This is a genomic window from Kitasatospora sp. NPDC033851, assembly GCF_055576085.1.
In genome coordinates, this window is sequence record NZ_JBVIRL010000036.1 from 14,358 (window position 1) to 28,234 (window position 13,877).

General features: G+C 73.6%; 2 protein-coding genes. Both read right to left on the reverse strand.

Annotated features, from left to right (window positions below; all coding sequences use genetic code 11):
• Positions 1-58: 58 nt before the first annotated feature.
• Complete coding sequence (locus tag ACZ51D_RS38565; protein ID WP_465664898.1) at positions 59-9,490, reverse strand: amino acid adenylation domain-containing protein; 9,432 nt, start codon at positions 9,488-9,490, stop codon at positions 59-61.
• On the reverse strand, positions 9,490-13,584 hold the full coding sequence (locus tag ACZ51D_RS38570) for a non-ribosomal peptide synthetase (RefSeq protein WP_465664900.1): 4,095 nt from the start codon (positions 13,582-13,584) through the stop codon (positions 9,490-9,492). Before ACZ51D_RS38570 ends, ACZ51D_RS38565 begins: the two co-directional genes overlap by 1 nt.
• Positions 13,585-13,877 lie beyond the last annotated feature (293 nt).

Sequence of the window (13,877 nt, forward strand, 5' to 3'; positions counted from 1 at the left end):
CGGCGCCGGGGACGGGGCCCGGAGCCGCCCGGATCCCGGTGCGCAGAGCGCGCCGGGATCACGTCCAGGGGCGGTCGATGCGATCTCCGGGCGTGTCGTCCGACGCCGCGTCGCTCACTTCCTCGTTGATCGCTGCGGCCACCGCGTGCACATGAGGCGGGCGGACGATGCCGTAGTGCGTCGTGTCGAGCCGATGCCAGGTGCTGGGTTCCGGGAGGTGCGGGCGCCACAGCTCCCGCTGCTTCTCCGGTGAGCCCAGCGAGGGCAGGCCGTTCACCGACCGCTCGGCCAGCCACAGTTGACTGGGGGTGGCGCTCAGCAGCGGCATCCGGTACTCGGCCATGCTCCGCAGGTTGGCCCGGCAACACCGGACCAGGCGTTCGGCGTAGCCGTGCGCCTCGGGACCGGCCGAAGCGGACCCGCCCTGGCTCAGCTCATGTGCGAACACCGCCTGGAGCTGTGCCTCGTCGTAGTCCTGGAAGAGCGCGCCGGCACCGGGCGGCGGTGGATCGATCAGGTGGATGCCGTGGACCGGTCGGCCGATCGCCTCCGCCTCCGCGGCCATCCCCATCGCCGCCCAGGCGCCGAAGGACCAACCGGCCAGGTGCAGCCGCCGGGTGTCGTCCGCGAAGCGCGCTCGCAGGGCGGCGGCGTAGCGGCGTGCCCGCTCGGCCAGGGGCCAGTCCGCGGTCCCGGGCCGTCCCAGCGCGGGATCGGCGATCAGACAGACGGTCAGCCGGGGGCCCAGCGCCGACACCAGGGACCGGTAGGCCTGGATGTCGCCGCCGACCGGGTGCACCAGGCACAGCACGTCAGGTCCGGTGCCCTGTTGCCAGACTTCCGGAACCACGTCCTCCGAATCGACCGCCCCGGCGGGTGCCGCCTCGGCCAGCCGGGTCAGGATCTCGGCGAGGGAGACCCGGTGGCTGAGCCGAGACAGTTCCAGCTCGACGTCGAAGTGACGTTTCACCACGCCGATCAGGTCGAGCAGGGTCAGCGAGTCGACGCCCAGGTCGTAGAGCGAGGCGTCGGGATCGATGTGGTCGAGATCCAGCCAGGCGCACAGCCACTCGCCGAGCAGGACGGCCGCGGTCCCGCCTGCCGCGTCGGCCGCCGTGGTGCCTTCGACGGACACCGGCGTGATGCCTTCGGCAGACACCGGCGTGGTCCCGATGGGCACGGTGGTCCCGATGGGCACGAGGGCCTGGGCGCCGGGCGCCGCGTAGAACACGCGGGACTCGTGGATGTCGGTGGTGGAGACCAGCACCTGCGGCAGTTGCAGTCCCATGGCGTGCGCGAACACCCGCTTTCCCTCGGCCACGGTCAGCCCGACCGACAAGTGGGCCCGGTGGCGTGCGTCGGTCAGCGGCGCGCGCAGCGCCATGCCGGTCTCGCTCCACACGTCCCAGTTCACGCTGAGCCGGACCGTGGTCTCGGCGTCGCCGGACCGGTACTGGGCGAAGCCGTCGAGCAGGCTGTTGGCGGCCGCGTAGTCGAGCTGGCCGACGCCGCCCAGTTCCGCGGACATCGACGAGCAGTAGACCGCCACCTCCGGCCGGTAGCGCTCGATCAACTGCTCGACCAGCAGGGCACCCTGCAGCTTGGCGGCAGAGGCACGCCGCATCGCCTCGGCGTCGCGCCGGGCGATCATGCGGCCGCTCGCCACCCCGGCGGCGTGGATCACGCTGTCGAGGCGGCCGGTGCGACGGCCGATACGGGCCATGACCTCCTCGGGTGTCGACTCGGCGAGATCGGCTTCGACCAGTTCGACCCGGTCGGCCCAGGGCGTCAGCTCCTCCGGCAGCCGAGGACGTCTGGCCAGCAGCAGGACCTGGGCGCCGCCGTGTTCCAGCAGCCAGGCGGCGATGCTGCGGCCGATCCCGCCGGTGCCGCCCAGGATCAGGTGCACGCCTTCGGCGGGCAGCCCGACGGGGCCGGGGCCGGCCGTGGACACCGGCAGCGTGACCTGTTCCCACCAGTGGCCCCGGCGGAGAGCCAGCCGGCGCGGAAGTCCGGCCGCGTCCGCCGTGGTGGCAGCCTCGGCCAGCAGCGCCGCCAGCGGTGCGGCCCAGTGGGCCGGGTCTGCGTCGGGGAGGTCGAGCCAGTGGCCCTCCGCAGCTCCCTCCTGGGGTGCCACCTCGGCGGCACCGGCCAGCAGGCCCGCCTCCGGCCGCTGTACCGGTCCGTCCACCGGCCTCGCCCGGTACGACAGCCACCACGGCCTCAGCCGAAGTGGCCCGGCGGTGTCGGCCATGGCCCGCACCAGGGCGGCCGGAGTGTCCAGACAGGCCCAGCGGGCCCGGGCCAGGCTGTCCCGACCGACCGGGCCGCCGATCCCCAGCGGCAGCGCGTGCAACCAGTCGATGCCGTCGTCGCCCGCGCCCGTGCCCGCCAGTGCGTCGAGCAGCCGACCGACCGAGGCGGGGTCGGCCGGGTCGACCTCGAAGACGTCGTCGCCCCGCCGGGCGAACGCCTCGGCGGCGCTGACGCGCACCACCCGGGCGTAGGCGGCTTCGAAGGCGCGGACCGCGTCCGGGTGCGCCGGTCCGTCCGTGAGCAGCACCAGCAGCCGGGAGGTGCGCGAGCCGATCGCCGTACCCGCGCGGCGCAGCCGTGCCCAGTGCGGCTGGTGCAGCCAGGCGTCCTCCGGAAGGCGCTGCGGAACGTCGGCGGCGGCTGGACCGGTCCGGTCCGGTGCCGCCGCGGCGCGGGGGAAGTCGAACTCCGCCAGCTCGAAGGCGGGCGGCGGGAAGTCCCACGGTGCCTGGGCGGGACCGGCGGGCCGGACGATCCGCTCGCCGGACAGCCAGGCGGCGGCCGCCTCATCCGCGGTGAGACCTTCGATCGGAACCGGCGCCCCGGTACGGGTCTCCACCGCTCCCGCGTCCGTGCTCTGGTCCGCAGTGCGCAGCCAGGCCACGGCGGCGGAGACGTCGGGGCACACCGCTGCCAGCCGTCGGCGACGTGCGGGACGGCCCGCCTGGAGGTGGCGCAGCACCTGCGGATAGGCGGAGGGCCGGGCCTCCAGGTAGTCGGCGATCCGGGCGGCGTCGGCGCGCAGGCTCGCTTCGCTGCTGCTGGAGAGCACCAGACAGGGGAGCACGGAGGTGTCCGGGGCCGCTTCGCCCGCCGCCAGGCCCGCGTCGCCCCCCGTCCCCGCGGCCGGCCTGTCGGCCTCGAGCACCAGATGGGCGTTGGTGCCGCCGATCCCGAAGCTGCTCACCGCCGCGATCCTGTCCCGGTCCGTGGGCCAGGGCCGGGCCTCGGTGGGTATGTAGAACGGCGTGGGGTCGGCGCCGAGCTGCGGATTGAGGGCGCGGAAGCCGACGTTGGGCGGGATGACGCCGTGGTGGACCGCGAGCGCGGCCCGCACCAGCCCGACGACTCCGGCCGCCGCGCCCAGGTGTCCTATCTGGCTCTTGACCGAGGTCAGCGCGCAGTGGCGGGACCGGTCCAGGTCGAAGGCCTGGCGCAGTGCGCCGACCTCGACCGGGTCGCCGAGCCGGGTGGCGGTGCCGTGGGCCTCGACATAGCCGAGGTCGGCGCCGCTGCGACCGCTGCGGCGCAGAGCGGCGCGAATCACCTCGCGTTGCCCGGCGAGCGAGGGGGCGCTGTAACTGAGCTTGTCGGAGCCGTCGTTGTTCAACGCCGAGCCGGTGATCAGGGCATAGACGGTGTCGCCGTCGCGTTGGGCCAGGCGTAGCGGCTTGAGCACCACCATGCCGACGCCGCTCGCGCCGATGGTGCCGCTCGCGTCGTCGCTGAAGGGCCGGCAGAGACCGTCCACGGAGAAGATGTGCTGCGCCTGGTGGTGGTATCCGTCGGTCAGGGTCGGGTCGACCAGGACTCCGCCTGCCAGCATCACCTCGGCATCGCCCTGGCGCAGCAGGCCGGCGGCGACATGGACGGCCACCAGCGAACTGGCGCAGGCCGCCTGGGTGGTGAAGGCGGGACCTGTCAGCCCCAGGTGATAGGCCGCCTTGGTGGCGAGGAAGTCCTTGTCGTGGTGCAGGGCCAGTTGGAAGCCGTCGGGCAGGCGTTCGGGGTCGGCCTCGCGAAGCATGGACTGGAAGTAGGTGTTCTCACCGGCTCCGGCGACCAGGCCGACGCGCAGACCCGACGGGTCGGCGATCCCGGCGTGTGCCAGTGCCTCGACACAGCTCATCAGCAGGTGCCGTTGCTGGGGGTCCATCAGCCGGGCCTCCTGCCGGCTGATGCCGAAGTGGTCCGGGTCGAAGGCCAGTGGGCCGTCCAACTGGCTGCGCGCCCCGACCAGGCCGTCGGCGGCGTCGAAGTGCTCGATGCCGATGCCGCCGGTGGTGACCATCCGCCAGAACGCGGAGAGATCGGACGCGCCCGGAAGTCGTACCGCCATGCCGACGATCGCGATCGGCTCGTCGACCGCGACGGGTTCGGCTACGGCGATCGGTTCGGCTACGGCGATCTGCCCGGCGGCGTCGGCCGGCGCAGCGGTGGGGACGACGGTTGCGGCGCGTGGGGCGTCGTCGTCCGTGGCCGGTGCCGACCGGTCCAGGAAGTCGGCCAGCGCCCGTACGGTGACGTGTTCGAACAGGTCGGCGACGGTGAAGCGCAGGCCCAGTTCGGTGGTGCAGCGGAGCTGGAAGCGCATCAGTCCCAGGCTTGAGGCTCCGGCGTCGAAGAAGGTCTGCCCCGGGTCGATCGCCGCACCGGTGACCGCCTCGAACGCCTCGGTCAGCAGGGCTTCGCGCGCCGACAGGCCGGTGCTGCGGGCCGTCGGCCGGCGCAGTTCCCGCCCGGCAGTGCGCAGGGCGCCCCGGCGGTCCAGCTTGCCGCTAGGGGTCCTGGGCAGCTCCTCCACCAGCCGGAAGCGGGCGATCCGGACGTGGCCGGGCAGCAGCGGCGCCAGGTGCGCGGTGAGGTCCTGGGCCGTGGGCGCCTTCCCACGGCACTGCAGGCAGGCCACCAGTTCCTCACCGTCGCGGACCACCACGGCGTTGACGACGTCCGGGTGCCGCAGCAGGGCCGCCTCGACCTGTCCCAGCTCGAGCCGGTGTCCGCTGAGCTTGATCTGGTCGTCGTCCCGGCCCAGGAAGTGCAGCAGACCCTGCCGGTCGAAACGGGCCCGGTCGCCGCTTCGGTAGCACAGGCCGAGGCCGGGCAGCTCGACGAAGCGCTCGTCGTCGAGCGCCGTGTCTCCCAGGTAGCAGCGCGCCGCCATCGTGCCGCCGATCAGCAGGGCGCCGACGCGGCCGGGGGGAACGGGCTCGTCGGCCTCGTCTACCACCGTCAGCACCGCGTTGGCCACCGGTCGGCCGATGGCGGGACGCTCCGGCCACCGGGCCGGATCACCGTCCAGGCACAGGCTGCTCACCACGTGCGTCTCGGTCGGGCCGTAGTGGTTGAACAGCCGTGCGCCCGCGAGGCCCGCGAACCAGCGGCGGATCGCCTCGGTGCACACCAGCTGTTCGCCGGCGGTGACCACCTCCCGCAGCCGCGAGGGGTAGCGGCCCAGGTGAACGCCGTGCTCGGCGAGGAGCTGGAGTGCCACGTAGGGCATGAAGACGCGCTCCACACCGGCCGTCTCCAGCTGCTCCAGCAGCGCGGGGGCGTCCTGCCGCCAGCCGGGCTGCACCAGGTGCAGGCAGCCGCCGCCGCACAGCGTCCCGAAGACCTCCTGGAAGGACACGTCGAAGGAGAGCATGGAGAACTGCTGGGTGGCCGCCGCGGCCGCCAGTCCTCCCGACTCCGCCTGCCACTGCAGCAGGTTGCACAGGGTGCGGTCGGACACCTGCACACCCTTCGGGACACCGGTGGAGCCCGAGGTGAACAGGGTGTAGAGCGGGCGGGCGCCGCTGTGCGCCGGGCCGGCCGGGTCGGCGGCAGTGGGTGCGGCCGCCGTGGTGGCAGGTGACAGCACCACCGGGTGGCGCACGATGCGGCCCGGGTCGACGGCGTCGAACTCCGGGTCACCGCCCGGTGGGAGCAGCACGCACAGCGGCTCCACCTGGTCCAGCACCTGCCGGCGCAGGGCCGGCGGATAGGACGGGTCCAGCGGCACGATGGTCACGTTGAGCCGGGCCAGTGCCAGCAGCGCCACCACGTGCTCGACCGACGGACGCAGGTGCAGCGCGACGCAGCACGGACGGTCGTCGTCCCCCTCCGGCAGCGGGTGGTCGGCCCGCAGCTCGGCGGCCAGCGCCGCCGCGTGGGCGTCGAGAGCGGCGTAGCTCACCGACCGGCCTTCGGACATCAGGGCCGGTGCGTCGGGTGTGCGCGCGACCTGCAGGGCGAAGCCCTCGGCCACCGTCGTCCAGGTCGGCGCCGTCGAGGCGCCGCGACCGGGCTTCGGCAGTCCGCGGCGGTAGGGTGCCACGAGCTCGGCCGGGGTCGCCGTCCCGCCGTCGGCGAGCAGGTCCAGGCCCCGCCGGAACAGGCCCGCCATGGCCGCCACCTCGGAGGCGTCGAAGCGGTCGTCGGCGTACTCCCACAGGCAGTCGAGCCCACCCGCGTGCTCGACCACGGACAGCGTCATCGGGCACTTGGCCTCGGCCGGGGCCCACCACAGCGGGCGGGAGGCGCAGTCGGGCAGGGCCAGCGCACCGAAGTCGGTGTTCTCCAGGACGAACAGGTAGTCGAACGGGGAGTCGCCCCCGGCCGGCTCCCGGTCGGCCAGGACATCGGCCAACGCCACGTCCTGACGGTCCAGCACCTGGCGGGCCCCGGCGCTCAGGCGCAGCAGCTGGCCGCGCAGGTCCTCGCGGGGCGCGACGGCCTGCGGCAGCAGCACGGTGTTGGCGAACATGCCGACGCTGCCCTCGAACTCCTGGACCGGCCGGTTGGCCACCGGAGCGGCGATCCGCAGCCGGGTCCCGCCGGTCCCGCCGTACAGGCTCCAGGCGAAGACGCCGAGCAGCAACTCGAAGCGGGTCATGCCCAGTTCGGCACAGAGCCGGTCCACGGCGGCGCGCCGCACGACGTCGAGCGAGGTGTGCAGCAGGCGGGCACCGGAGAAGGGGGGAGCTCCGGCCGGGTCCCCCGGGTCCCGGTCCGCCGCCTCGTCCGACCGGGCGTAGTGGGCCCGCAGCTCGGCTCGCTGGGCCAGATAGGCGGGGCTGCCGAACCAGTCGGCCTGCCAGGCGGCGTAGTCCAGCGGGGTGGGCACCGGGGTGGTGTCCGTCCGCCACGTAGCCTCGGCGGCGCCGTCGTGCGCGTGCCGGTAGCCGGACGACAGGTCGTCCAGCAGGACGTTGAGCGACCAGCCGTCGACCGCGATGTGGTGCAGATGGAGCAGGAGCACCCCTCCGCCGCCCTGCGGCAGCCAGCAGGCGCGCAGCATCCGGGGGTGTGCCAGGTCGAACGGCACGGCGAAGAAGCGGTCGGCCACGGCGCGCGCGCCGTCCTCGCCGTCGGCGCCGGCCGCCTCCGGGCCGGGGTCGGTCCACGGGTCGTAGCCGTGCCCGACCACCTGGCGCAGGCCCTCCGGCGCGGCCTCGAAGCCGGTGCGCAGGGCCGCGTGGTGCCGCGCCAGTGCCCGCAGCGAACTGCGCAGCGCGTCGGCGTCGACCGTGCCGTCCAGCCGGAAGGCCAGCTCCACGGCGTAGGCACGGGACCGCGGCGCCCGCTGCTGCAGCAGCCAAAGGCGCTGCTGCTCGCTGGTGGCGGGCGCCGAGCGGGCCCGGGTGGGAGCGGGCGGCACCGGGTAGGGCGAGTCGGCGGCGGATCCGGCTTCCGCCACGGCCTGGGCGATCTCGGCCATGTCCCCGGTCAGCACGCGCGCCTGGGGCAGTTCACAGCCCCAGCGCCGGCGCACCTCGAAGCGCAGCCGCAGGGCCTTGAGCGAGTCGCCGCCGGAGGCGATCCAGCGGTCGTCCAGCCGCAGGTCCGGTACCCCGAGCACCTCGGCCGCCAGGTCCAGCACCTCACGCTGCCGGGCGGTGGTGGCCGCGGCGTCCGGGCGGTCGCCTTCCGGGCGGCGCCAGGGCCGGTCGTCCCGGCGCAGCAGTGCGGCCTGGTCGACCTTGCCGTTGGCGTTCAGCGGGAGCGAGTCCACGAGATAGATGTGATGCGGCCTCATGTAGCCGGGCAGCCCCGCCGCCAGATGGCGGTCGAACTCCTCGAACGGGACCTCATCCCCGAGCACGACGTACGCCAGCAGCTCGTTCGGACCGTGCTCCCCGGCCCTGCGGGTGCAGACGTACGCCTGCCGCACCGCCGGATGCGTGACGATCTGCCGCTCCAGCTCGCCGGGCTCGACCCGGAAGCCGCGGACCTTCACCTGGCGGTCGGCACGTCCGACGTACTCGATCCGGCCGTCGGCATCGGCGCGCACCAGGTCGCCGGTGCGGTAGTGCGTCGTGCGGCCGTCGTCGTACCAGGTCAGCCGGACGAAGCGGCTCTCCGTCTCCTCGGGCAGGTTGCGGTACCCGGCCGCGAGAGCGGCACCGGCCAGGTGGAGTTCGGCCACCTCGCCGCTCGCCGCAGCCCGGTCGCCGCCCGGGACCACCAGCACGGCCTCGGTCTCCGGCAGCACCCGTCCGATCGGGACCACGTCGCCGTCGAAGTCGCGCGGGATGGGGTGGCACAACGCGAAGGTGGTGGCCTCGGTGGGGCCGTAGACGTTGTGCAGCCGCGTGGGGGCCGTCGCGTTGTGCCGGTACCAGCGGCGGATCATCCGGGCGTTGAGCTGCTCGCCGCCGACCAGCAGCTGTCCGACCCCGGCGAAGCAGGACGGCTCCGTGTCCACCACCGCGTTGAACAGGGCCACCGTGACGAACGCCGTGTCGATGCGCTCCCGCAGCAGGGCGGCCGCCAGCTGATGCGGTGTCTGGACGGCTTCGTCGCCGAGGACGACGCAGCAGCCGCCGGTCAGCAGCGGTACCCAGACCTCGAAGCTGAGGGCGTCGAACGCCGGATTGGACAGGCAGGCGTAGCGGGCGCCCTCCTCGATGCGGAGGTACCCCGGCCTTGCCAGCCGCAGGATGCCGGCGTCCCGTACCTCGACGCCCTTGGGACGGCCCGTCGTGCCCGAGGTGTAGAAGAGGAAGGAGACCGGTGCCCCGGTGAAGACCGCCGCGGGGTCGCCGGGTCCGGCCGCGAGCAGCGCCGCCGCCTCCAGCGGGCGCACCCGGCCCGGCAGGTCGTCAGGTGCCGTCCCGCCGTGGATCAGTGCCACGCTGGACGAGTCGGTCAGGATGTGGCGCCGGCGGTCCGCCGGACTCTGCGCGTCCAGCGGGACGACCTGGGCGCCGAGCCGCAGGATGCCCAGCATGGCGCAGACGAGCTGCCACGAGCGCGGCAGGCAGACCGCCACCGCCTGGCCGGGGCGCACGCCGGCCCGGCCCAGCCCGTGGGCCACCGCCGCCGCGGCGGTGTCGAGGCCGGTGTAGTCCAGCCGGACGCCGCCGTCGACCAGCGCGACGGCATGCGGGGTGCGTAGGGCCTGCTCGTGCACGGCCTGGGCCAGGCCGGTGGCCGAGGGCGTGACGGGTACGGCGCTCTCGGTACGCATCAGGCCTCCACGGCGGACGCGGCGGCCGGCTGTCCGGTTGCGGGCGCAGCCGGGGACGGCGGCGGGGGAGCCGGGAACCGGGCCAGTTCGGCTGCGATCAGCTCGGCTATCCGGGGCACCTCCTCGCTCTCCAACAGGTCCCAGTGGCCGCAGGCGACCGGCTCGACCAGCAGGCCCCCGCCGGCGCGCCGCTGCCAGAACGCGCGCACGGCACGCGCCTGCTCCTGGGCCTGCTGCTCTTCCTGTTCCCGGAGCCCTTCCCCGGTGCCGTCGCCGATGCTCTCCCCGGCGGCCTCGACCAGCACCAGCCGGGCCGGTGAGGGCAGCGCCTGGTAGCCGCGGGCGGTCATCCGGTTGTGGTTGTAGATGCGGAAGTACCGGTCGATCTGCTCGTCCTCGATGCCCGGGTACATCCCGTTGAACCTGATGAGCTTGTCGCGGAAGTCCGACATCTCCACGGGCGCGATCGCGGCGAGCTGCTCCGCGTCCTCGGTTCCGTGGGTGTCGAGCAGCACCACGCTGAGCCGGGTGTGCCCGGCCAGGGCCAGTCGGCGCCCCATCTCGTGGGCGACCAGGCCGCCGTAGGAGAGCCCGCACAGCACCAGCGACTCGTCCGGCCGGGGGTCGACCAGGGACAGGTACTGCTCAGCCATGGCCTCGACCGTGGGCAGCGGCGTCTCCCCGGGATTGATCCCGGGCGACTGCACGCCGAGGACGCCGACGTGGTCGGGCAGCGCCGCGGCCAGCGGCAGGTAGCAGAAGGCGGTGCCGCCGGCCGGGTGGATGCAGACCACCCGCTGCTGTCCGTCCCCCTCGCGGAACTCGACGAGGTTGCCGTCCGGTGCTCCCGACGCCCCCGCCCGAAGCCGTTCGGCCAGGGCCTCGATGGTCGGGTTCTGCACGATGTCGCGGATCGGCAGCGTCTCGCCGAACTCCTCGCGGACGGCCAGGGCCACCTTGATGGCGGATATGGAGGTACCACCCAGATCGAAGAAATTGTCGGATATTCCGATGCCGGGATGGATCAGCACCCGCCGCCAGATGGTGTGCAGCGCCATCTCCACGTGGTCCCGCGGGCTCGCGGTGTTGACCTGGGCACGGGTCGCGGAGCGGGCCGCGGCCAGCAGCGCGGCGCGGTCCAGCTTGCCGCTGCGGTTGAGCGGCAGCTGCGGCAGTTCCACGAAGAGCGCGGGGATCATGTAGTCCGGCAGCCGCCGCGCCAGTGCGGCACGCCACTCGTGCGGTCGGCGCGGCTCCGCGTCCCCCCGGCCCAGGCCCGCCACCAGGCGCAGTTCGCCGGTGGCGTCGCGATCGGCCAACACCGCCGCCTCCTGCACGCCGGGGAGGGCCAGCAGCGCGGCCTCGATCTCCCCCGGCTCGATCCGGAAGCCGCGCAGTTTGACCTGGTCGTCACTGCGGCCGAGGTACTGGGCATTGCCGTCCGGAAGCCAGCGAGCCAGGTCGCCGGTGCGGTACAGGCGTTCGCCGGGCACGAAGGGATCGTCGACGAACCGCTCGGCGGTCAGGTCCGGGCGGTGCAGATAGCCCCGGGCCAGGCTCGCCCCGCCGAGGTAGACCTCGCCGGCCACCCCGGTCGGAACCGGCCGGAGCCGCCGGTCGAGCAGGTAGAGGCGGGTGTTGTCCAGGGGGCGGCCGATCGGGCACTGCCGGTCCAGCGGCTGCGGGTCGGTGTAGGCGGTGCTGTAGAGGGTGGCCTCGGTCGGCCCGTAGCCGTAGCAGATGCGCAGGCCCGGCAGCGCCTGCCGGATGCGGTGCAGCGCCCTCTCCGGGAGGGACTCGACCCCGGTCAGCAGCTGACGCAGCACCAGCCCGTCCAGGCGTGCCTCGGGGTCCTCGTCGATCCACTTGACGTAGGACGGCGGAAGGAACGCCTGCACGATGCGGTGCTCGCGCATCCAGCCCAGCAGTTCCTCGGGGTCGCCGCGCAGCTCGTCGGGGACCAGGTGCAGCACGGCGCCGGTGGTGAGCGGCATCAGCAACTCGTGCACCGAGGCGTCGAATCCGATGCTCGACCAGGCGGAGGCAGCCTCGCCGGGGGTGGCCCCGAACCGCGCCAGCCAGGTGTCGAAGAGGTTGGTGACGCTGCCGTGGGTCACCGCCACGCCCTTGGGGCGGCCGGTGGAGCCCGAGGTGTAGATGACGTAGGCCAGGTGCGACGGTCCGACGGTGATCCCCGGCGCGTCGTCACGCTCCGCCTCGGCCTCGACCGCCCTCAGGGACTGCCAGCCCTCGGGCGGGACGTCGGCGTCGCTGAGCACCAGGGCCGGTACGGCGTCCTCGACCATCGCGGCCAGCCGCTCGACCGGCTGCCCCGGATCGAGCGGCAGATAGGCGGCGCCCGCCTTGAGGATGCCGAGGACACCCACCACCAGCTCGGTCGAGCGCCCGGAGTGCAGACCGACCACCTGGTCCGGGCGGACGCCGCGGGCGATCAGCGCGTGCGCCAGCCGGTTGGCCCGCTGGTCGAGCGCGGTGTAGTCGAGCCGCTCCCCCTCGCAGACCAGGGCCGGACCGGCGGGGCGGGTGCGGACCTGGGCCTGGAAGCGCTCGACCATTCCGATCGGGGCGGCAGCGGCAGGCGCTTCGAGCTCGTCGGCGCGGTCGTCCCGGCGGGCACGGTCGGCGCCGCTCCAGTCCGACAGCACCCGCCGGCGCTCCTCCTCGTCCATGAGTGCCAGATCGTCCACGCCCAGGTCGGGCCGGTCGACCAGCTGGGTCAGCACCCGGCGTAGATAGCCCGCGTAGCGCTCGGCCGTCTGGTGGTCGAACAGCGCGCTGGCGTAGTCCAGGTGGCCGACCACCCGGCCGTCGTCCTCCTCGGCCAGCGACAGGGCCAGGTCGAACTTGGCCCCGGCGTAGGGGATGCCGAGCGGCTCGACCTCGATCTCGGGCAGGGCCAGCAGGCCCTTCCTGGAGGGGTGCCAGGCGAACATGGTCTGGAACAGCGGTGTGTGGGCGGTGCTGCGCGGCGGGTTGACCAGCTCCACCACCTGCTCGAACGGCAGGTCCTGATGCTTCAGGGCGGCCCGCAGCGCACCGCGCACCTGCTTCAGCACGGCCGACCCGGTCGGCGAGTCCGACAGGTCGACCCGCACGGCGAGGGAGTTGACGAAGAATCCGATCAGGTCCGAGAAGGTGCCGCGGCGGCGGTTCGCGGTCGGGACGCCGACGACGATGTCGGTCTGACCCGTCAGCTGTGACAGCACCACGGACCAGCCGGCCAGGACGGCCACGAACAGGGTTCCGCCCTGCTGCCGCGCGAGCGCCTTGAGGGCGGCGCCGAGTTCCCTGTCGAAGGAGACCGGCACCCGGCCGCCGCGGTAGTCCTGCTCCGGCGGGCGAGGGCGGTCGGTGGGCAGTTCGAGCAGGGACGGCGCGCCGGCGAGGGCTTCCCTCCAGTGGGCGGCCTGCGCCGCCGGTTCGTTCCCGGACGCCCACTCCTGCTGCCAGCGGGTGTAGTCGGCGTACTGCCGGGACAGCGGTGTCAGCGGGGAGTCCGCGCCGTCCCGGAAGGCCGTGTACAGCGTTCCGAGTTCGCGCAGCATCACGTTCATGGACCAGCCGTCGAAGACCGCGTGGTGCAGTGTCAGCAGCAGCACGTGGCGCTGCTCGGCCAGGACGATCAGACGGCCACGTGCCAGCGGGCCGCGGCTCAGGTCGAAGGGCGTGTCGGACTCCGCACGCTGCAGGGCGGTGACGCGCGCTGCGGCGTCCGGGAGCCCGGTCAGGTCGTCCGTCGCAAGGGTGTAGCCGCAGTCGGGCGGACCGATCAGCTGGTGGACACCGCCCCCGGTGGCGACCAGCCGGGTGCGCAGGACCTCGTGCCGGGAGACCAGCTCGTCGAGCGCACGGGCGAGCACCGCGCGGTCCAGCGGGCCGCACAGGGTGAAGGCCATGGTCTCGTTGTACGCCTCGTTGGCGCCGTCCAACTGTGACAGCACCCAGAGCCGTTGCTGTCCTGACGCCAGCTCCGGGAGCTGCGGGCCGGCGGCCGTCGGGGTGTCGACCTTCCACGCGGGAGGCGCATCGGCCTGGTCGGTGGTGGTGCTGTGGGGGTGGTGCGTCTCCGACAAAGCCAGACCTTTTCCTGTGGGGGAGCGTCATTGCAGGGATCGACGGCGCGGTGGCGGCACGTGGCGGGAGTGGCCGGTGACCCCGGTGGTACGGGCCGGATCGCCTCGATCGGCGCCCCGATCAGATCGCTTCGACCGAGCGCATGACAGTGGGGTGACAGGCGGTCAGCGGAACTAAGGGGACAGGCGAACCGGGGCGGTGCATGGGGGTGCCGTCGAGGTCAGCGGCGACGAAGCTCGGTGGATCTTCGACCATGGATGCATAGTTAAGATGACTAACTCCGCCGGAGGCA